This window comes from Nocardia sp. NPDC051030, assembly GCF_040683015.1.
Taxonomy (GTDB): domain Bacteria; phylum Actinomycetota; class Actinomycetes; order Mycobacteriales; family Mycobacteriaceae; genus Nocardia.
In genome coordinates this window covers 53,208-73,439 of the sequence record NZ_JBFBCD010000010.1, presented here as the reverse complement: position 1 = coordinate 73,439, position 20,232 = coordinate 53,208, and the positions used below count along the sequence as shown (strand labels likewise).

General features: G+C 66.2%; 15 protein-coding genes. 9 read left to right on the top strand and 6 right to left on the bottom strand.

The window, feature by feature from the left end; genetic code table 11:
- Window positions 1–88: 88 nt before the first annotated feature.
- Window positions 89–670 (bottom strand): DUF402 domain-containing protein, encoded by a 582-nt coding sequence (locus AB0N05_RS30635; RefSeq protein WP_364700284.1) that lies wholly within the window; start codon window positions 668–670, stop codon window positions 89–91.
- A 347-nt stretch (window positions 671–1,017) separates the two neighbouring features.
- On the opposite strand from AB0N05_RS30635, the gene uvrB reads away from it, so the two are divergent.
- A complete protein-coding gene (uvrB, locus tag AB0N05_RS30630; RefSeq protein WP_364700282.1) occupies window positions 1,018–3,183 on the top strand; it encodes an excinuclease ABC subunit UvrB in 2,166 nt (721 codons plus the stop codon).
- A gap of 224 nt (window positions 3,184–3,407) precedes the next feature.
- Complete coding sequence (locus tag AB0N05_RS30625; RefSeq protein WP_364700280.1) at window positions 3,408–4,571, top strand: ATP-grasp domain-containing protein; 1,164 nt, start codon at window positions 3,408–3,410, stop codon at window positions 4,569–4,571.
- 48 nt (window positions 4,572–4,619) lie between these two features.
- On the opposite strand, the gene AB0N05_RS30620 is transcribed toward AB0N05_RS30625, so the two are convergent.
- Window positions 4,620–5,090, bottom strand: coding sequence for a VOC family protein (locus AB0N05_RS30620; protein WP_364700278.1), 471 nt, complete (start codon window positions 5,088–5,090; stop codon window positions 4,620–4,622).
- A 56-nt stretch (window positions 5,091–5,146) separates the two neighbouring features.
- On the opposite strand from AB0N05_RS30620, the gene AB0N05_RS30615 reads away from it, so the two are divergent.
- The 3 genes from AB0N05_RS30615 to AB0N05_RS30605 all read left to right on the top strand — a co-directional run bounded on the left by AB0N05_RS30615 (window position 5,147) and on the right by AB0N05_RS30605 (window position 7,353).
- The gene (locus AB0N05_RS30615; RefSeq protein WP_364700276.1) at window positions 5,147–6,031 is read left to right on the top strand and encodes a helix-turn-helix domain-containing protein; all 885 of its coding nucleotides are present in this window, start codon (window positions 5,147–5,149) and stop codon (window positions 6,029–6,031) included.
- An 85-nt stretch (window positions 6,032–6,116) separates the two neighbouring features.
- A complete protein-coding gene (locus AB0N05_RS30610; protein ID WP_364700274.1) occupies window positions 6,117–6,533 on the top strand; it encodes a DoxX family protein in 417 nt (138 codons plus the stop codon).
- Window positions 6,534–6,900: 367 nt separating this feature from the next.
- Complete coding sequence (locus tag AB0N05_RS30605) at window positions 6,901–7,353, top strand: universal stress protein (protein ID WP_364700272.1); 453 nt, start codon at window positions 6,901–6,903, stop codon at window positions 7,351–7,353.
- A 136-nt stretch (window positions 7,354–7,489) separates the two neighbouring features.
- On the opposite strand, the gene AB0N05_RS30600 is transcribed toward AB0N05_RS30605, so the two are convergent.
- Both AB0N05_RS30600 and AB0N05_RS30595 read right to left on the bottom strand, forming a co-directional pair.
- Window positions 7,490–9,766, bottom strand: coding sequence for an ATP-binding domain-containing protein (locus AB0N05_RS30600; RefSeq protein ID WP_364700270.1), 2,277 nt, complete (start codon window positions 9,764–9,766; stop codon window positions 7,490–7,492).
- Window positions 9,767–9,927: 161 nt separating this feature from the next.
- Window positions 9,928–11,289, bottom strand: a complete 1,362-nt coding sequence (locus tag AB0N05_RS30595; protein ID WP_364700267.1) for a diguanylate cyclase — start codon at window positions 11,287–11,289, stop codon at window positions 9,928–9,930.
- 163 nt (window positions 11,290–11,452) lie between these two features.
- On the opposite strand from AB0N05_RS30595, the gene AB0N05_RS30590 reads away from it, so the two are divergent.
- Window positions 11,453–12,649 carry a beta-ketoacyl synthase N-terminal-like domain-containing protein gene (locus AB0N05_RS30590; RefSeq protein ID WP_364700265.1) on the top strand — a complete coding sequence of 399 codons (1,197 nt, stop codon included), beginning with the start codon at window positions 11,453–11,455 and terminating at the stop codon, window positions 12,647–12,649.
- 130 nt (window positions 12,650–12,779) lie between these two features.
- On the opposite strand, the gene AB0N05_RS30585 is transcribed toward AB0N05_RS30590, so the two are convergent.
- Together AB0N05_RS30585 and AB0N05_RS30580 are read right to left on the bottom strand one after the other, a co-directional pair.
- The gene (locus tag AB0N05_RS30585) at window positions 12,780–14,513 is read right to left on the bottom strand and encodes a GAF domain-containing sensor histidine kinase (protein WP_364700262.1); all 1,734 of its coding nucleotides are present in this window, start codon (window positions 14,511–14,513) and stop codon (window positions 12,780–12,782) included.
- Window positions 14,514–14,586: 73 nt separating this feature from the next.
- Window positions 14,587–15,234: a response regulator transcription factor gene (locus AB0N05_RS30580; RefSeq protein WP_364700866.1), complete on the bottom strand. Its 648-nt coding sequence runs from the start codon at window positions 15,232–15,234 to the stop codon at window positions 14,587–14,589.
- A 295-nt stretch (window positions 15,235–15,529) separates the two neighbouring features.
- Here AB0N05_RS30580 and AB0N05_RS30575 point away from each other — a divergent pair, with 295 nt between their 5' ends.
- The 3 genes from AB0N05_RS30575 (at window position 15,530) to AB0N05_RS30565 (ending at window position 20,129) form a co-directional block, all read left to right on the top strand.
- The gene (locus tag AB0N05_RS30575) at window positions 15,530–16,366 is read left to right on the top strand and encodes a sigma 54 modulation/S30EA ribosomal C-terminal domain-containing protein (protein WP_364700260.1); all 837 of its coding nucleotides are present in this window, start codon (window positions 15,530–15,532) and stop codon (window positions 16,364–16,366) included.
- A 120-nt stretch (window positions 16,367–16,486) separates the two neighbouring features.
- Entirely contained in the window at window positions 16,487–19,522 is a 3,036-nt protein-coding gene (gene uvrA, locus AB0N05_RS30570; RefSeq protein WP_364700257.1) for an excinuclease ABC subunit UvrA, read from the top strand.
- Between the two features lie 133 nt (window positions 19,523–19,655).
- Window positions 19,656–20,129: a GNAT family N-acetyltransferase gene (locus AB0N05_RS30565; RefSeq protein ID WP_364700255.1), complete on the top strand. Its 474-nt coding sequence runs from the start codon at window positions 19,656–19,658 to the stop codon at window positions 20,127–20,129.
- Window positions 20,130–20,232: the final 103 nt, after the last annotated feature.

The following is a 20,232-nucleotide window of genomic DNA, read 5'->3' as shown; positions in this document are numbered from 1 at the left end:
ACGGACAGTGCCGGAGAAGTCCTGAACGAAAGCCGCTCGGCCCGTTGTGAATACGGACCGAGCGGTCTTCTTTGTATCGGATCGGTGATTACAGCCAGCTCAGCGCGACACCCTGCGCCGCGAGCCAGCGATCCACATCGTGACCACAACCCGCGATGCCGTCCACCACCGCGGCGGCGCGGGCGATGGCCGTCTGGGTGCGCACCGAATCGAAGTGCCCGGCCGCGTGGGCGGCCAGCAGTTCGTCGATGCCGAGCAGTTCGGGCACCTGGCCCGGGCGGGCCACCACGTGCACATAGTGGCCTTCGGCGCGCCACTTCTTCGGGCCGACCGGCCCGTAATCGCCGATATCCAGGTAGTAGGTCTGGCCCCGATCATGGCCCGGCCGTTGGTGATACACGGTCACCCGCAGCGAGAGCTCCGGCAGCATCCAGGACTCGATGTAGCGGAAGCGCGGATTGTCCACGATCCGCTCCATGTACAGGCCCCACGGTTCGGCATGCATATGCTCCACCTGATGCAGGTAGCCGTGGTAGTCGGTCCAGGACAGCTCGGCCAGATTGAAGAATTCGAGTCTGGGGCGATGCGGGGTCGCCGGTTTGGCGCCGACCGATCGATACGGGTGCACACCATTGGTGGAATTCCGCTGTGGCATACGCAGACCGACCATGGCCCTGCCCTCTTTCTCGACTCGTGCGACCAGCCAGATCAGGTTACACCTGGACTCTGGGAATCGGACCCCGTGAGCGAGACGATATTTCACCCACGCCGAGTCGATATGTGCTCGAAGAACGTTGGGGGAAGGGAAATTCGGACATTTGCCCTTTCGTTGGTATTGCGAAGGTTTTCGAATGGTAAAACCGTCGACCGGTGACCACGGGAAACGCGGTGAGTGTCGTTCTCGTCACGTCTGAGGCTTCTCCGGCGCGGCGCGATCGGACCGGCGTGCCGGAGAAGCCGAGCCGGTCGGGGCAGGTCGGGCTGAATCTGTCGGTGGGTCGTCCTAGGCTGGTGGGCATGGCTTTCGCAACCGACGCCCCGGATGACCTGCCGCTCGCGCATTCCGACTTTCGCCCGATCGGCGAGATCGAACGCGCCGACGGCCGGTTCGAGGTGGTCAGCGAGCTCAAACCCGCCGGTGACCAGCCGGCCGCCATCGCGGAGCTGGAGCGGCGGATCAATGCGGGTGAGCGGGACGTGGTGCTGCTCGGTGCCACCGGTACCGGTAAGTCCGCCACCACGGCCTGGCTCATCGAGAAGTTGCAGCGCCCGACGCTGCTGATGGCTCCGAACAAGACCCTCGCCGCGCAGCTGGCCAATGAGCTGCGCGAGATGCTGCCGAACAATGCGGTCGAGTACTTCGTCTCGTACTACGACTACTACCAGCCCGAGGCGTACATCGCGCAGACCGATACCTATATCGAGAAGGACAGCTCGGTCAACGACGATGTGGAGCGGCTGCGCCACTCGGCCACCTCCAGCCTGCTGTCCCGGCGCGATGTCGTGGTGGTGGCGTCGGTGTCCTGCATCTACGGCCTCGGCACCCCGCAGTCCTATCTCGATCGCTCGGTGCAGTTGGAGGTCGGCGGCGAGATCGACCGGGACCGGCTGCTGCGATTGCTGGTGGACGTGCAATACACCCGCAATGACATGTCCTTCACCCGCGGCAGTTTCCGGGTGCGCGGCGATACCGTCGAAATCATTCCCTCCTATGAGGAATTGGCGGTCCGCATCGAATTCTTCGGTGACGAGGTCGAGGCGCTCTATTATCTGCACCCGCTCACCGGTGATGTGGTGCGGCAGGTGGATATGGTTCGCATTTTCCCGGCCACCCACTATGTCGCCGGTCCCGATCGCATGGAACGCGCGGTCGGCGATATCGAGTCCGAACTCGAAACGCGGCTCGCGGAGTTGGAGAAGCAGGGCAAATTGCTGGAGGCGCAACGACTTCGGATGCGCACCCAATACGACCTGGAAATGATCAAGCAGGTCGGCTTCTGCTCCGGCATCGAGAACTACTCGCGTCATATCGACGGGCGGCCCGCCGGTTCCTCGCCCGCGACGCTGATCGATTACTTCCCCGAGGATTTTCTGCTCGTCATCGACGAATCGCATGTGACCGTGCCGCAGATCGGCAGCATGTACGAAGGCGATATGTCGCGCAAGCGGAATCTGGTGGAATTCGGCTTCCGGCTGCCCTCGGCCACCGACAACCGGCCGCTCACCTGGGAGGAATTCTCCGAGCGCATCGGGCAGACGGTGTATCTGTCGGCCACCCCCGGCAAGTACGAATTGGGCCAGACCGGAGGCGAATTCGTCGAACAGGTCATCCGCCCGACCGGCCTGGTGGATCCGCACGTGGTGGTGAAGCCGACCAAGGGCCAGATCGATGATCTGGTGCACGAGATCCGGTTGCGCACCGAACGCGATGAGCGCGTGTTGGTCACCACCCTCACCAAGAAGATGTCCGAGGACCTCACCGACTATCTGCTCGGACTCGGCGTGCGGGTGCGCTACCTGCACTCGGAGATCGACACCCTGCGCCGCGTGGAACTGTTGCGCCAGCTGCGGTTGGGTGAATACGACGTGCTGGTCGGCATCAACCTGCTGCGCGAGGGCCTGGATCTGCCCGAGGTGTCGCTGGTCGCGATCCTGGATGCCGATAAGGAAGGCTTCCTGCGCAGTAGCACCAGCCTGATCCAGACCATCGGCCGCGCGGCGCGCAATGTCTCCGGTGAGGTCCACATGTATGCGGACAAGATCACCGACTCCATGCGGCAGGCCATCGACGAGACCGAACGCCGCCGGGCCAAGCAGGTCGCCTACAACACCGAGCGCGGCATCGACCCAATGCCCTTGCGCAAGAAGATCGCCGACATTCTCGATCAGGTGTATCGCGAGGCCGAGGATGTCGAGGTCGAGATCGGCGGCTCCGGGCGCAATGTCAGCCGTGGGCGGCGGGCGCAGGGTGAGCCCGGCCGGGCCGTCAGCGCCGGGGTCTACGAGGGTCGCGATATCAAGTCCATGCCGCGTGCCGAGCTCGCTGACCTGGTGAAAGACATGACCGCGCAGATGATGAACGCGGCGCGCGAGCTGCAGTTCGAGCTTGCCGGGCGGCTGCGTGACGAGATCCAGGATCTCAAGAAGGAACTCCGCGGTATGGACGCCGCCGGACTACAATGACAGCTAGTTCACCGCAGTAACTTTCACGCTGTCGACATGTTCATCTTCGACGCTGTGTGACACGTTCATCTTCGACGCTGTGGACATGTTCATCTTCGACGAAATGCTCAGGACATAGAACCGAGCTACGATCCGCCCGTTACACGTTCGCGCTAGCGGGGAGGAGCGTTGCTATAGCGCTTCGTATTTGGCTCAGCAGCGCCGGGGTTGCCACAACCCAGGTGATGCGATTGTTACGAGAGAACCCCGATGGGGTCGATGTCAGTATCTACACCAGCAATGTTGATCCTGATGCGGCGGCGCTCTCGGCTTCTGATGTGTCCGAGATCGAGCCGCGCCATGTCGGCAATGACGAGTACGCGCGGTTCGCCCTGGACTTCTGTCGCAGGCATCGCATCGATGTCATGATTCCGCCGCGCCGCCTGACCGCGCTCGCGGGGCGGTCGGCGGAGTTCGCCGAGATCGGCACCAGGCTCATGTGCTCGCCGCTGTCCGCGGTGGAGGTGCTGACCAGTAAGCGCCGCACCTATGAAGAGGCAAGTGCGGCAGGCCTTCCGGTGCCGCCCTGGCGGGTGGTCGCGGATGCGGACGGATTCCGCGCGGCCGTCGAGGAGCTGTCGCTGACCGATGACAAGCTCTGCATCAAACCGACCGGGGAGTACTCGGCATTCGGCTTCCGGATTCTGCAAGACCGGCCGCTGAGCATGAAGGATCTGCTGGTTCCGCCGCTGCCGGTGGCCTCGGTGGACGCCGTGGCACAGGCGCTGCGGCGAGCCGCGGACGAGAGCGATATGGTCCCCGAACTGATCGTGATGCCGTTCCTGGACGCCCCGGAGATCAGCGTCGACTGCCTGTCCGCCCCCGGCGGCGAACTGCTGGTCGGCATTCCGCGCGCCAAGCAGGGGCGCTATCGCATGTTGCTCGACGACCCTCGGGCCACCGGCATTGCCGAACGCCTGGTCAAGCATTTCGAGCTGGCGTATCTGACCAATGTGCAGCTGCGCCAGTATCACGGCGAGCCGGTCTTGCTGGAGGCGAACCCGCGCCCGGCGGCGGGACTGTTCCAGACCGAGTTCACCGGTGTGAACCTGCCGTGGGCCGCGGTACGCGTACTGCTGCACGGGGATTCGGGATTGCGGCAGCCGCCCCGGCTGGGCGGATGTCTGGCGGTGACGGAAGCGGTGATGGAGGTCCCCCCGCGCGCGCTGCTGCCGGTGGCGGCACCCGTGCCGGTCCCGGCGGCGGTCGTCTCGGTGCCCGCGCCCGGGCAGGTCACCGCGGATACCCGGATCGCCGTGGCGGTTCCGACGCCCGTGCCGGTGGCTGCGGACGCGTCCATAACCGTCTCGGTTCCGGCGTCCGCGCCGGTCTCGATCGGCGTCGCGTAAGCGGGATGGAATAGCGATGGCGGGGCCGGTCACCGGCCCCGCCATTCGTCAATTCTGTTGCGCCAGCCACTCATTGACGCGGCGCTCGGCCTCCTCGCGCGGCACGTCCTCGACCCGGGTCATGACCACCCAGCGGTGCCCGAACGGATCGATGACCACGCCGAACCGGTCACCGGTGACGAAGGTGGCCGGTTCCTCCACCCGGCGCGCACCGTTCTCGGTGGCCAGGGCGACGACCGCGTCCACGTCGGGGCAGTAGTGCACGATGCTGGTATGCACCCATTCGCCGTTCGGGGCGCGCAGGCCCATATCCGGCATTTCCATGCCGGTCTGGATGGTGGAGTCACCGATCAGCAGCTCGGCGTGCGCGGGCTGGCCGTCGGGCAGATCGCTGCGGGAAATGACCTTCGCGCCGAAGACGTTCGAATAGAAATCGATGGCCTTGTTGCCGTCGGTGACGGCCAGGAAGCAGGTGATGGAGTGGTAGCCCTCGGGGATCGGATTCACTGCGTTGCTCATGGCTATTACTCTCGTCGTCGCGGCGGCCATGGTCTTGGAAGAAAGCGACAGGCCCGATGACCACCGGAAATGCTGGGGGAGACGGCTTCCGGCCGCGTCCGGTGCCGCCGCCGGAAACCGCCAAGGGCCTGCTGCGCCCACGCGAGCAGTTGCGCGCCAGCAACCTCGGCCGATTGGCCGCGGGCCCGCGGGTGAGCGGCTATGTCGAGTGGTACTGGTCGGTCAATTGGGACCGTCGGGGGATGCCGCCCTATTACGCCGAGGTGCTGCCCTATCCCTCGGTGAATCTGACCTTCGAGGACTGTCACGAGCGCACCGGCGGCTTCGTGACCGGCGTCTGGACCAAGAAGTACGTGCGCGAGCTGGCGGAGGTGGGGGAGACGTTCGGGGCCAAGTTCCTGCCCGGCGGCTTCGGCGCGTTCACCGGGCTTGACGTGGGATCGCTGCGCGATACCTCGGTGCCCATGGCCGAGGTCTTTCCCGAATCGGCCTTCCCGGAGGTCGAGGGCCTGTCCGAAAGCGTGCTCGCCGCAGCCGATTCCGAGCAGCGCCGCACCCTGGTCGAGGACTTCCTCAGCGCCGCGGCCAAGCGCCTGGATCTCACCGAGGATCCCGCCTACCGGCAGGTCCTGGAGATCGTCGCCGCCATGGAATCACACCGTGAATTGACCCGGGTCGACCAGGTCACCGACCTTTTCGGCATTCCGGTCCGCACCTTGCAGCGAGTGTTCCGCCGCTACGTCGGCGCGGGTCCGAAGTGGGTGCTGCGCCGCTATCGCCTGCAGGATGGCGCGCACCTGCTGGCCGAGGGGCGCACCTCGGACCTGGCCGCGCTGGCCCTGGAGCTCGGATATTTCGATCAGGCGCACTTCTCCCGGGAGTTCGCGCAGGAGATCGGAATGGCTCCGCTGGAATACGCGCGGACCTCGCTACTCTCCTGACAGCCCTGCAAGATCGGGAATAAGCACCGCCCTGATGAAGTTGGTTGCCGTGTCACCTAATGGCGCATCGACCAAGGAGCGAGCCATGGATGTTCTGGTGTTGATCGGGCGGATCCTCTTCGTCGCACTGTTCCTCAGCTCGGGCGTGGGTCACCTCACCCAGACCGAGCAGATGGCGCAGTACGCACAGTTCAAGGGCATTCCCGCGCCCAAGCCGGCGGTGTTCGCCTCGGGCGTGCTGCTGGTGCTGGGCGGACTGAGCGTGCTGCTCGGCGTCTGGGCGGACCTGGGCGCGCTGCTGCTGTTCATCTTCCTGCTGCCGACCGCGTTCCTCATGCACGCGTTCTGGAAGGAAACCGATCCGCAGGCCAAGCAGACCGAGATGATCTCGTTCAACAAGGATGTGGCGCTCGCGGGCGCATCGCTGATGCTGTTCGCCTTCTTCTCCTATGTGGGCAGCGACCTCGGATTGACGCTCACCGGACCGCTTTTCAACCTCTGAGTCGAACCTGGCGGATAGTATTGCCCGTCATTGATCGGCTGGAATCGCCATGATTTACCGGCCCGTCTGTTGTGCACTGTCACAACGGGCGGGCCGGGCACATCGGACTTGTGACGAATATCCCAGGGGCACAATAGGGTTAACGTTTTCGGATCGTTCCGGCGAGTACTGCGAAATTCGCTGGTAGCCGAGGCCGTTTCGGGCGCGATCGGGGAATGTGTTGTACGCCCGGTGCGGCGCGCAAGTGTGATGTGGTGCGATATCGAAAATTTCCGTCGGATATGCCGCTATTGTCAGGCGAAGTTGCCGCGCCGGTAACCGTATTAGCGGGGGCGTCGCGGCCCGAACCTTGTACTTGGAGGAGAGAATGACCGCCTACCGGACGATTGTCGTCGGTACCGATGGCTCGGACTCGTCGTACGTCGCCGTCGAGCGGGCCGCTGCTCTGGCCGGTAACGAAGACGCCACGCTGTACATCGCCTGCGCCTACTACCCGACCGACGCAAAAGATGTGGCGGCCGCCGCGGATGTGCTGAAGGAAGAGGCCTACCAGGTCCGCGGGTCCGCCCCGACCAGCGAGATCCTGCGCATCGCACGTGACAAGGCGGTTGCCGTCGGCGCCGCCAACGTGGTGGAGAAGGCAGTGGTCGGCGAGCCCGTCGAATCCCTGCTCACCCTGCTCAAGGAGGTCGACGCCGACCTGCTCGTGGTCGGCAACCGGGGGTTGAACACCCTTGCTGGCCGCCTGCTCGGCTCGGTCCCCTCGGACGTAGCTCGCAAGTCCCGCTCGGACGTGCTGATCGTGCACACCGTGCGCTGAAGCTCAACATAACGAAGCGGCCGTGCCCAAAAGGGCACGGCCGCTTCGCTGTTGAAAGAGGAACGGAGGACGGGGGCTAAGCCCCCGAACCCCCTTAGGGCTGCGCCCGGCGAACCCCTTAGGGCTGCGCCCGCGGCTACGTGGCCGAGTCCTCGTAGAGGCGGTGGAGGACCGGGGGGAGGTGTTCGGTGTGGGCTACGTTGAGGCGCTGGGTGGCTCGGGTGAGGGCTACGTAGAGGTCGTTGAGGCCTCGGGGGGACTCGGTCAGGATTTGTTGGGGTTCTACGAGGATTACCGCGTCGAATTCGAGGCCCTTCACGTCGTGGACGGTGAGGACTCGGACCGAATCACCGGTCAGGTGGGATAGTTCGGCGGCCAGGTCGTGGGGGGCGATGACGGCGGTGGTGCCGGGGTGTTCGGCCTCGTCGGTGACGAGGCGCTTGACCTGGTCGGCGAGTTCGGATTTCGGGACGCGGTGGGCGGCGGGGCGGAAGCCGGAGTCGCGGACCGAGCGGGGGATGGAGGCGCCCGGGTCGATTTCGGCCAGGACGTCCGCCGCGACCTCCATGATTTCGGCGGGGGTGCGGTAGTTGACGGTCAGTTCTGTGAGCTTCCAGCGTTTGGCCACATAGGGTTCCAGGACCTGCTGCCAGGAGGACGCGCCCGCCGGGTCGCCGGTCTGGGCGACATCGCCGACGGCGGTGATCCAGCGGTTCGGGATGCGCCGCATGACCATGCGCCACGCCATTTCCGAAAGTTCCTGCGCCTCATCGACGATGACGTGCCCGTAGGTCCAGGTGCGGTCCCCGGCGGCGCGTTCGGCGGTGGTCTGGCTGGTGCGGACCTGCTGGCGTTCGGCGAGCTGCCCGGCGTCGATCAGGTCGTAGGCCATGAGGAGTTCGGGGTCCAGGTCGTCCTCGAGATCCTGCGGCGCGGAGCCGGTGAGGATGTCGAGGGCGTCCTGCGCCTCGGCCAGCTGGGCACGCCAGCGGCGGCGGGCGCGCTCGCGTTCCTCGGTGTCGTCCACGCCGAGCAGTTCGGCCAGTTCGTCCAGCAGCGGGGCGTCCGCGGCGCTGAATTCATTGTGGTCGGGGCGGTACAGTTCGGCGCGGTCGGCGTCGCTGAGTTGCCCTGCGGCCCTGGCCAATCGCTTGGGGTCGGCCCACAGTCCGCCCAGCACTTCCTGGGGGGACAGGATGGGCCACAGCGCCGCGATGGCGCGCTGAATCTCCGCGTCGCCCCGCATTTCGTCGCGGATCTCGGTGAGATCGGTCTGGCTCAACAGGTTTCGCCCGCCGAGCGGGTTCCGGCCGATGATCTCCGCGAGCTGCTCGGTGAGCGCGTCCACCACCCCGGCCGCGAAGACCGGCCGGGCCAGATTGTGCGCGCGCCGCGAGGATCGGGCCCGGCCGCGCGCCCGGGTGACGATCTTGCGGTCCAGCAGCAGGTCGTGCCCGTCGAAGTGCAGCCGCACCGGCTCGGACGGCACGTCCTGCCAGTCCCGCACCGCCTTCTTGAGCACATCGAGAATGGCCAGCGAGCCCTTGAGCTCCCCGGCGCGCAGCGAATCCTCCACGGTCGCCCGCACTCCCGGGTACAGGTCGCCGATGGTGGACAGCAGCACGCCGGTCTCGCCGAGCGAGGGCAGCACCTGGCCGATGTAGTCGAGGAAGGTGCTGTTCGGCCCGATGATCAGCACACCGGACTTATCCAGCTGCTTGCGATAGGTGTACAGCAGGAACGCCGCGCGATGCAGCGCCACCGCGGTCTTGCCGGTACCCGGCCCGCCCTGCACCACGAGCACGCTCTTGTGCTCGGAGCGAATGATCGAATCCTGTTCGCTCTGAATGGTTTCGACGATGTCGTTCATATGCCCGGTGCGGGCGGCATTGAGCGCGGCCAGCAGCGCGCTCTCGCTGCCGACGCCACCGTCGCTGTCCACCACGCCGTCGCGGACGGCGGCCTCCAGGCTCAGGTATTCGTCATTGAGCGAGGTGACCTTGCGATTGCGCGAGCGAATGTGCCGCCGCCGCGTGACGCCGTCGGGGGCGGCGGTGGTGGCCAGATAGAACGGCCGGGACATGGGCGCGCGCCAGTCCAGCAGCAGGGTCTCGTAATCGTGGCTCTCGTCGAGGATGCCGATGCGGCCTATATAGCGCTGTTCGGAGTCCCCGTTCTCGGAGAGGTCGATGCGTCCGAAGCACAAACCGTGTTCGGCCGCATCGTATTTGGATAGGTCTTCGGAGTAGAGCTGGGTGAACGATTCCCGTTCACTGCGGGCCTGCGGGGTGCCGCCGGTCTCCAGCAGTACGGTGCGCAGGCGGCGTTGCGCGTATTCGCGCATGCTGTCGAGTCGGTCGTACAGCACGTCCAGGTGCTGCTGTTCCCGTTCCACGTCTTTGTGTTCGGACACAGACGTCTGACGCTCCTCGGTCAAATCAGGCAAAGCGGAACTCCTTGTCACCACGCCGGCCTTCCGGGCGCGCGCGTGCGAAGCATCGAGAACAGAGTTGTCGAGTCTAGTTCGCGTTTCGCGAGCTCGCCGTATCGCCAGGTCGAACCGTGATGCGCGGCTCAGGAGGCGTGGGTCGAGTCGCTTCTGGCCGAATCGCCTCTGCGGCCGCTCAGCGTGCCATTCTGGTGGCCGGACGGCTTGGCTCGGTACATGGCCAGATCGGCATCGTGCAGTACGGCCTCGGGACTGCGGCTGTCGCCGATGTGCAGCGGGGTGATGCCGATCGAGGCGTTCACCTGGATGCGGTGACCGCGCGCGATGATCGGCTCGGCCATGGTCTGGCGCAGCCGTGTGACCAGCGCGTCCAAATCCTCGCCGAGGGTGCGTCCGGACAGCAGCACCAGGAATTCGTCGCCGCCGATCCGGCCCACGATGTCATCGGAGCGCAGCCCGCGTTGCAGGCGCTGGGCCACGATCTGCAGCACGGTGTCGCCGATGGCGTGGCCGAGCGTGTCGTTGATCTGCTTGAACCCGTCCAGGTCGATGAACAGCACGGTCGAGACCGGCAGCGTCTCGGTGGTGCCCAGCGCCCCGGCCAGCCGGGACAGCACCAGCGCCCGATTGGCCAGCCCGGTGAGTGGGTCGTGGGTGGCCTGGTACTCCAATTGCCTTCGGCTGGCTCGGAATTCGGTGATGTCATTGAACGAGGACACCGCCGAGGAGTTGGGATCCTCCGGGTTGAGCAGGCGGCTCGAGGCGGAGAGCCAGCGCCGCTGCCCGTCGGGGCGGTCCACGCCGAAGACGAAGCGGGTGACGGTCTCACCGGTGGACAGGGTGCGAATCACCGGATACCAGGCGGTCGGCATGGGTTGGGCATTGGCGTCCAGCAAGGCCAGCGGTAGGTCGTCGATCCTGGTGCCGATCAGATCGTCGGCGTCGTACCCGAAAATGCGCCGCGCGGCCGGATTGGCCGATTCGATGCGGCCCTCCTTGTCGATGACCACCACGCCTTCTTCGAGCTGCGACACCACGGTGGTGAAGAACTGCTCGGCGCGCCGCTGTGCGGCCTCGGCGCGGCGCTGCTGGGTCAGATCGTGCACGACCACCTGATAGGCGAGGCGGTCGTGCCAGGCGGTGAGCACCGAGACGGTCTCACACTCGACATTGCTGCCGTCGGTGCGGACCAGGCTCAGCTCGGCCGGTTCGGAGGCGGTGCCGGCGATGGTGAGGCGGCGGATGCGCTCGAGCATGGCGGGCACATCACGCGGTTCCACGAATCTGGCCACCGGCTGACCCACGATGTCGTCGGCGGTCTCGCCGCCGAGCAGCCGGACCATGGCCGGGTTGGCGTACACGATGGTCCCGCGTTCGTGGACGACTACCCCGTCGGGGCTGAATTCCACGAGTGAGCGGTACCGCTGGGCAAGCTGTTCGGCATCGGTCGGAGCGTTAGCCCGATCGTTACCAACCACCTCGAGCACCCCCTGATCGTCGTTGAAACACGTCGGTGGAGCACGGCACTATTGTGGGGTCGGCAAGGTTGCTGGGATACCGCGCCAACCGTATTGAATCAATCACACTTCCGAACAGCATCGGCCTGAGGTTGTGATCATTACAGGCACTGGCTCTGAAGGGAGCGATGCAATGCCTGGCACCACCCCCACCACGGATACCGCAGAGCAGCACCAAGATCATATGACCATTGCCGGCATCGGTGCCGTCACCGGGTACGGCTGGGGTCGAGAAGCCCTGTGGGAGGGTTTGCTGAGTGGCAAGCCCGCAGCCCGGCTGTACCCAGGGTACGGCCCGGAACGTGATCGTCCCGGCTGGGTTGCCCGCGTGCCGGAACTCGATTCCGAGGATTTCGGACCCAGCATTTATATGCACGCGATTCTGGAATCGGTGCGCGAGGCGGTCGCCGACGCCACCGCGCGCGGCTGGCGGCGCGGCCGCACGGTCGGCCTGCTGCACGCCATCGTGCTCGGCAATGTGTACGAGATGCGGGACTTCTACGTCGAGGACGGCGGGAGCCGCCGGGCCCGCGATTACATGCGGTTGCTGCCCTCGACCCCGAACTCGATGATCATGCAGGAATTCGGCTTCCACGGCCCGGCCATGAATGTCACCGCGGCCTGCTCCTCGGCCAATGCCGCCCTGATCACGGCCCAGATGTGGCTGGCACAGGGTGTCGCCGACGATGTCGTGGTGGTGGCCACCGACCTGTCCGGCACGGCCGATATGGTCAACCATTTCGAGGCGCTGGGCGCGGCCATCACCGACGAGGAACCGCTCCTGGCGTGTCGCCCGTTCCAGACCGGCAGCCGGGGGTTCAGCTGGGGCGAGGCCTCGACCGCCTTCGTGGTGACCCGTGAGGCCGACCGGCCGTACGCGGCGGTGCTGGGCGGGGCCATGTCCAATGACGGCCACCACGTGATCTCGGTGGAGCCCTCGCACGAGCAGATCTTCGAATGCGTGCGCCGCGCCCTGTCCAGCGCGAATGTGCGTCCCGACGAGGTCGCGTATCTCAACGCGCACGGTTCGGGCACCCAGCAGTGCGACGATGCCGAAACCGCGCTGCTGGCCAAGATGTTCGACGACCGGCCCCAGGTGATCGCCACCAAACCGCTGACCGGGCATTGTCAGGCCGCGTCGGCGGGCGTCGAGGTGGCGGGCGTGGCGCTGGGCTACGAACGCGGCCTGGTGGTTTCGGCCCCCATCGTCTCCGAAGCGCACGCCCGGCTGGTCGACGGCGTGATCCAAGGCACCGACGGCCTCACCCTGAAAACCGCACTCGGCATGGGCGGCAACAACTCCGCCCTACTCCTTGGGCCGATCAGCTGACGCGACAACTGATTTCGTAAGGTCCGGGTAACTCCCCGGGTACCACCATGATCGGTGTTGCCCATGACCGCACCACGCGTGCATAACTGAAAAGGCACTCAGCCGTGCGCTGAATTGGCGGAGAGGCGGGTCAGTGCAGCGGCACCGACCAATTGAGTTTGGTGCCGGTGCCGTTCTGGTCCTTGGGGTCGCGGCGGGGGTAGACGGCCAGGCTGCCGCCGGATTCCTCGGCGCGGCGGGCGAGATTGGTCAGGCCGCTGGGGGTGATGTCGTCGGCGATGCCGCAGCCATTGTCGGCGACGGTGATGGTGAGATCGTCGGCGACGCCGATATCGATGGTGATGGTGTCCGCGCCGGAATGGCGGACCGCATTGCTGACCGCCTCGCGCACAACGGCTTCGGCGTGATCGGCCAGGCCGGGCTCGACCACCGACAGCGGGCCGGTGACGTGCATGAGGGCGCGGATCTTGGTGGAGGCGGTCTGCTGTTTGACCGCACGCTCGATGCGCTGGCGCAGTCGCGTGCTGTGCCCGTCGCCGCCGTGCAGATCGAAGATCGAGGTGCGGATCTCCTCCACGACGTCCTGCAGGTCATTGATGGTGTCGGTGAGTCGTCGCTGCACCTCAGGCACGCGGGCGCGGGGCACGGTGCCCTGCAAGGCGAGTCCGATGGCGAACAGCCGCTGGATGACGTGATCGTGCAGATCGCGGGCGATGCGATCGCGGTCGGTGAGAATGTCGAGTTCGCGCATGCGCCGCTGCGCCACCGCCAATTGCATTGCCAGCGCGGCCTGATCGGTGAAGGCGGCGATCAGCTCCACCAATTCGTCGCTGTACGGCGCGGATTCGGCGGTGCGCAGCGTGATCAGCACGCCCAGTGTGGAATCCGGGGTGTGCAGCGGCAGCACCAGCGCGGGCCCGATTCCGGCGATCGGCTTGCCCAGGTCGATGTGCCGGGCGTCGTCGAAGCGCAGCGGGGTGCGGGTGGTGAGCGCGGTGCCGACCGCGGTACCGGTGGTGCGCACGATCGCGTCGCCGTTCTCGACTCCCTGTCCGGAGCGCTGCACGACGATCAGTTCGGTGACGTCCTCGGGCGGGGTATCCGGATCGGCCACCACGGCGAGCAGCGCCCGATGCGAGGCGGTCAGTTCGCGCGCGTGCTCGACCACATGGGCCAGCACCTGATTCGGGTCGGTGTCGGCCAGGAATTCGGTGGCGATATCGCGGGTGGCCTCGATCCAGGCCTGCCGGGTGCGGGCGGCCTCGTAGAGGCGGGCATTGTCGACCGCGATACCGGCCGCGGCGGCGAGGGCCTGCAAGAGCACCTCGTCGTCCTCGGTGAAGGGATGCCCGCCGGATTTCTCGGTGAGATACAGGTTTCCGAACACCTCGCCGCGAATCCGCACCGGCACGCCGAGGAAGGTGTGCATGGGCGGATGATGCGGCGGGAAGCCGATCGAGGCGGGATGGCGGGTCAGGTTTTCCAGGCGGATCGGCTCGGGTTTGCTCATCAGCAGGCCGAGCACGCCGTGCCCCTCGGGCAGGTCGCCGATCAGGATGCGGGTCTGCTCGTCGATGCCGTGATAGATGAACTGGCTGAGCTGACGTTCGTGCCCGCGCACGCCCAGCGCGCCGTATTTGGCGTCGACCAGACCGGTGGCGGCGCGCACGATGGTGCGCAGGGTCTGATCCAGGTCGAGGCCGGAGGTGACGGCGAGCATGGCTTCGACCAGTCCGTCGATGCGATCGCGCGCATCGATGATCTGCTCTACCCGGTCCTTGACCTCGGAGAGAAGTTCGCGTAATCGCAACTGCGAGAGCGTCTCTCGCACCGAGGGTGGACCGGCGCGGTGGGCGTCGTGCATAGGTATCCTGCGGTCCGTCGGTGGCACACGGGCTGCGCGGGAGTCTACGCGCCGACTGGTTGCCGAAAGGTTGTCACGCCGAACGTGACTGTCCCGTACGCAGTTTCGAGGCCAGCACCGCGGCCTGGGTGCGGCGTTCCATGCCCAGTTTGGCCAGCAGTCGCGAGACATAGTTCTTGACCGTCTTCTCGGCCAGGAACATGCGCTCGGCGATCTGCCGGTTGGTCAGGCCGTCACCGAGCAGGTCCAGGAGTTTGCGTTCCTGTTCGGTCAAACCGGCCAGCGGACCGTCGAATTCGGTGCTGCGCCGCAGCCGGGCCATGAGCGCGGCGGCGGCCCGATTGTCCAGCAGCGAGCGGCCCGCGCCGACCTCCTTGATGGCCTTGGCCAGCTCCATGCCCTTGATGTCCTTGACCACATAGCCGCTGGCCCCGGCCAGAATGGCGTCCATCATGGCCTGCTCATCGGTGTAGGAGGTGAGGATCAGGCAGCGCAGGTCGTCGTGCTCGGCCAGGAGGTCGCGGCACAGTTCGATGCCATTGCCGTCGGGCAGCCGGACGTCCAGGACCGCGACATCGGGGCGCAGCGCGGGAATTCGGGCCAGCGCCTCCGCCACATCGCCGGCCTCGCCGACCACATGCAGCTCGGGATCCTCCTCCAACAGGTCCGTCAGGCCACGGCGCACGATCTCGTGATCGTCCACCAGGAAGACATTGATCACGACGGCCTCCAGGCTCATTCGGGATGCGGCAGCGCGGGCGCGGGCGTGCGCGAGGCGACACAGGCAACGTAACCCGTGCGAAGCCAAGCGGATACGGGCAAAGGTCCCTTGTTTCGACGCTGGGGACTTTCGGCCCTGTCCCGAATACCTCGGAATGTGTTGCCATTAATTCGGGTTGCCGGGTCGGGATCTGGCTGGGTCGTATGGGGCTGGGCCGAAACCGGACTGGGTAGGTACAGACCGGTCTTTCGGGCTGGTTCGCAATCGGCTGGGCATCAAGGAAAGAGGGTCGGCTATGGACGCGTTCGACGTGTGGTCCAGTGCGGCGGATCCCGACTTCGTGGTGACCACTCGCGGACCCGTCCCACCTGCGGAGGTGACCCGAGTGGTGCGCGGGCTGGGCAGAATCCTGCGCCGCCACGGAGTCGAAGGGCCGGTGCGGGTTCGCCTGCACTGGCCCGACTCGGCCGAGCAGACCACCCTGGTGCAGGCGACGATCCGGGCGCTGGGGAAGGCGTACCGGGTTCAGGTCGCCGGGCCGGGACGGTTCGCCGCGACCTTCGCGCTCGAACGCCTGGACCTGCGATTGGGCTGTCCACCGGACGAATTGTCCCGGCCCTGGCCGGATCCGGCGCGGCCCACCCTGGCGGTGGTGACCGGGCCGCGAGCCATTGTGCGGCGCAAGGATTGCCGATTACAGGTGGCGACTCCGACGGCGGCGGCCAAGGTGCTCGACGCCATGGATTACGACGCGCACCTATTCATCGACGCCGAGACGGGCGCGGACGCGGTGGTGTGCTGGACCGGTCCGCTCGGGACGCGCACCCTGCGCCAGCACCGGGATCCGGTGCCCGTGCTGGTGGATGACGAGGCCGCCGCGCGACTATGCCTGGGCGGGCTGCCGCATCTGTTCTACGCCGATCCGCATACCCGCCGTGGACGGTTGCTGTATCGCCGCTTCGACGGGGATCTGGCATTGGTCACCGCGGCGGGTGCGGCCGTCACTACCGAGGAGCGGGCGCGCGAGCGCGGGTTACAGTCGCGGGCCATCGCGCCCTGTGTGCGGCGGCCGCTGCCGACTGCGGCCGGGGTTCCCGAGTTGACGGTTGGCGTGGTCGAGAACTTGGCTTGACCTGTATTGATGTCGGCACTGTGACCAGCGTTTCAGTGTGCGCGGCCGAACTTGTCGGTGGGCGCGCCTAGCATGGCGTCGGGGGTAACTCTGGATGCCGAAACGTTGGAAGGATGGCCGGTGGCGGATCGCCTGACGGTGCGTGGTGCGCGGGAGCACAACCTGAAAGGGGTCGATCTCGACCTACCCCGTGACAGCCTCATCGTGTTCACCGGGCTGTCCGGGTCCGGCAAGTCTTCGCTGGCGTTCGACACCATCTTCGCCGAGGGACAACGCCGGTATGTGGAATCGCTGTCGGCGTATGCCCGGCAATTCCTCGGGCAGATGGACAAACCGGATGTGGACTTCATCGAGGGCCTCTCGCCCGCGGTGTCGATCGACCAGAAGTCGACCAACCGCAACCCGCGGTCCACGGTCGGCACCATCACCGAGGTCTACGACTATCTGCGCCTGCTGTTCGCGCGCGCGGGCACCCCGCACTGCCCGGTCTGCGGTCATCTGATCGAGAAGCAGTCGCCGCAGCAGATCGTGGACCAGGTGCTCGCCATGGAGGAGGGCATCAAGTTCCAGGTGCTCGCGCCGGTGGTGCGTACCCGCAAGGGCGAATTCGTGGATCTGTTCGAGTCCTTGAACTCGCAGGGCTATTCGCGTGTTCGGGTGGATGGTGTGGTGTATCCGCTGACCGATCCGCCGAAGCTGAAGAAGCAGGAGAAGCACGATGTGGAGGTGGTCGTCGACCGCCTCTCCGTGAAGCCCACTTCCAAACAGCGCCTGACCGATTCGATCGAGACCGCGCTGCGGCTGGCCGACGGCATCGTGGTGCTGGACTTCGTGGATCGCGATGAGCACGCGCACGATCGTGAGCGGCGCTTCTCCGAGCGGCTGGCCTGCCCCAATGGGCACCCCCTGGATATCGAGGATCTGGAACCGCGGTCCTTCTCGTTCAACTCGCCCTACGGCGCGTGCCCGGACTGCACGGGTCTCGGCATCCGCAAGGAGGTCGATCCGGATCTCGTTGTGCCCGACCCGGAATTGAGCCTGGCCGAGGGCGCGATCGCGCCGTGGTCGCGCGGGCAGACCGCCGAATACTTCACCCGCCTACTGTCCGGCCTGGCCGAGGGGCTCGGCTTCTCCATGGACACGGCGTGGCAGGACCTGCCGCCCAAGGCCCGCAAGGCGGTCCTGGAGGGCAGCTCCGAACAGGTGCATGTCTCCTATACCAACCGGTACGGCCGGAAGCGTTCGTACTACGCCGATTTCGAGGGTGTGATGCCGTTCCTGCAGCGGCGCATGGAGAGCACCGAATCGGAGACGATGAAGGAGCATTACGACGGGTACATGCGGGATATTCCGTGCCCGGTGTGTAATGGCGCGCGGTTGCGGCCGGAGATCCTCGCGGTCACGCTGCAAGCGGGCGGGGAGATCAAGTCGATCGCCGATATCTCCGAACTGTCCATCGGCGAGGCGGCCGGATTCCTGAACGCGCTCACCCTGGATGAACGCCAGGCCGCGATCGCCGCGCAGGTGGTCAAGGAGATTCAGGCGCGGCTCGGCTTCCTCCTGGACGTGGGCCTGCAATATCTGAGCCTGTCCCGGGCGGCGGCCACGCTGTCCGGTGGTGAGGCGCAGCGCATCCGGCTCGCGACGCAGATCGGTTCCGGACTGGTCGGCGTGCTGTATGTGCTGGACGAGCCATCCATCGGCCTGCATCAGCGAGATAATCGCCGCCTCATCGAAACCCTCACGCGCCTCAAGTCTTTGGGCAACACCCTGATCGTGGTGGAGCACGACGAGGACACCATTCACGCCTCGGACTGGGTGGTGGACATCGGCCCGCTGGCCGGTGAGCACGGCGGTCAGGTGGTGTACTCCGGTCCGTATGACGGGCTGCTGAAGGACAAGCGATCCATTACGGGCGCATACCTTTCCGGCCGCGAGCGCATCGAGTTGCCGCTGGTCCGGCGGCCGGTCGACAAGAAGAAGCAGCTCACCGTCGTCGGCGCGGTCGAGCACAATCTGCGCAATATCGACGTGACCTTCCCGCTGGGCGTGCTCACCGCGGTCACCGGCGTCTCGGGTTCCGGAAAGTCGACGCTGGTCAATGACATTCTGGCGACCGTGCTGGCCAATAAGCTCAATGGCGCACGCCAGGTCCCGGGCCGCCACACCCGCATCAATGGTCTCGATCACCTGGACAAGCTGGTGCAGGTGGATCAGTCGCCGATCGGCCGCACCCCGCGCTCGAATCCGGCCACGTACACGGGCGTCTTCGACAAGATCCGCACCCTGTTCGCGGCGACCACCGAGGCCAAGGTGCGCGGCTATCAGCCAGGCCGGTTCTCCTTCAATGTGAAGGGCGGCCGCTGCGAAGCCTGCTCGGGCGACGGCACTTTGAAGATCGAGATGAACTTCCTCCCGGACGTGTATGTCCCGTGCGAGGTCTGCCACGGTGCGCGCTACAACCGCGAAACCCTGGAAGTGCATTACAAGGGCAAGACCATTGCCGAGGTCCTGGATATGCCCATCGAGGAGGCGGCCGAGTTCTTCGAACCGGTGACCTCCATCCACCGCTACCTCAAGACCCTGGTCGAGGTCGGCCTCGGCTATGTCCGCCTGGGCCAATCCGCGCCCACGCTGTCGGGTGGTGAGGCGCAGCGCGTCAAGCTCTCCGCCGAACTCCAGAAGCGTTCCACCGGCCGCACGGTCTATGTCCTGGACGAGCCCACCACCGGCCTGCACTTCGAGGACATCCGCAAACTGCTGATCGTCATCAATGGCCTGGTCGACAAGGGCAATACCGTCATCGTCATCGAACACAACCTGGATGTCATCAAGACCTCCGACTACGTGATCGATATGGGCCCCGAGGGTGGCTCCGGCGGCGGCATGGTCATTGCCGAGGGCACCCCGGAAGACGTTGCGGCCGTGGCCGACAGCTACACCGGCCAGTTCCTGAAGACCGTCCTGGACGCCCAGCCCGCTCTCGAATCCAAGCCCGCCAAGGCGAAGGCGGCCAAGACCCCCGCGGCCAAGAAGGCGGCTCCCGCGAAGAAGGCCGCTGCCACGAAGACCACGGCGGCCACGAAGACCACGGAGCAAACGGCCGCCGCCAAGAAGGCCACGGCAGCCCGCCGCAAGGCAGCCGCCCTCCGCTGATCCGTCCCGAAACCAAGATCACCATGCAATGGCGGGGGAATCGCCCGAGAAGATGCCCCCGCCATTGCATGCTCGTCCGTGTGCGGCCGGAAATTCAGATGCTGTGGGGGCCGTTGGCGGTGAGGATGGGCGGGTGAGTGTGAACCATTGGAGCGTCAAGGCTTTGGGGGTTGACCATCCCGATGCAGTCGGGCTGTTGCGGGACTATACGGCGGAGGTGGCGGGGCGCTATTACGGCCGCACCATTTCGGATCCGGAGTTGGACGAGTATCTGGCCGAGGAGCCCGCGGACGGTGTGGCGGTCTTCCTGGTGGCCCTGTGGCAGGGCAAGCCGGTCGGCTGTGTCGGGCTGCGCCGTCTCGGCCCCGAAATGGGTGAACTGACAAAGGTATTCATTCGCCCCGGGGCGCGCGGCGAGGGCGGGGGAGCGCAGTTGATCGCCGCGGTGGAGACCGCGGCGCTCGAACTGGGACTCACCGTCCTGCGCCTGGACACCCGCGCGGACCTGGTCGAGGCACGGGCGCTCTACGCCCGGCACGGCTACCGCGAGATCCCCGCCTACAACAACAGCCCATTCGCGGACCACTGGTTCGAGAAGCTCCTGTGACCTGACGACTCGCCGGTGATATCGACCAGGTAGAAATGTGACGGTGCCTTCGGAAGAAATTCCGGGGCCCGCCGCACGGCTTCGCGCGGTCACCCAAGCAACC

Bases quoted from the DNA above. Each gene is read 5' to 3' on its own strand.
- AB0N05_RS30605 (WP_364700272.1), top strand. From the start codon at position 6,901: ATGACCGCCTACCGGACGATTGTCGTCGGTACCGATGGCTCGGACTCG.
- AB0N05_RS30635 (WP_364700284.1), bottom strand. From the start codon at position 670: ATGGTCGGTCTGCGTATGCCACAGCGGAATTCCACCAATGGTGTGCAC.
- AB0N05_RS30585 (WP_364700262.1), bottom strand. From the start codon at position 14,513: ATGCACGACGCCCACCGCGCCGGTCCACCCTCGGTGCGAGAGACGCTC.
- AB0N05_RS30625 (WP_364700280.1), top strand. From the start codon at position 3,408: ATGCGATTGTTACGAGAGAACCCCGATGGGGTCGATGTCAGTATCTAC.
- AB0N05_RS30620 (WP_364700278.1), bottom strand. From the start codon at position 5,090: ATGAGCAACGCAGTGAATCCGATCCCCGAGGGCTACCACTCCATCACC.
- AB0N05_RS30590 (WP_364700265.1), top strand. From the start codon at position 11,453: ATGCCTGGCACCACCCCCACCACGGATACCGCAGAGCAGCACCAAGAT.
- AB0N05_RS30575 (WP_364700260.1), top strand. From the start codon at position 15,530: ATGGACGCGTTCGACGTGTGGTCCAGTGCGGCGGATCCCGACTTCGTG.
- uvrB (WP_364700282.1), top strand. From the start codon at position 1,018: ATGGCTTTCGCAACCGACGCCCCGGATGACCTGCCGCTCGCGCATTCC.
- AB0N05_RS30615 (WP_364700276.1), top strand. From the start codon at position 5,147: ATGACCACCGGAAATGCTGGGGGAGACGGCTTCCGGCCGCGTCCGGTG.
- AB0N05_RS30610 (WP_364700274.1), top strand. From the start codon at position 6,117: ATGGATGTTCTGGTGTTGATCGGGCGGATCCTCTTCGTCGCACTGTTC.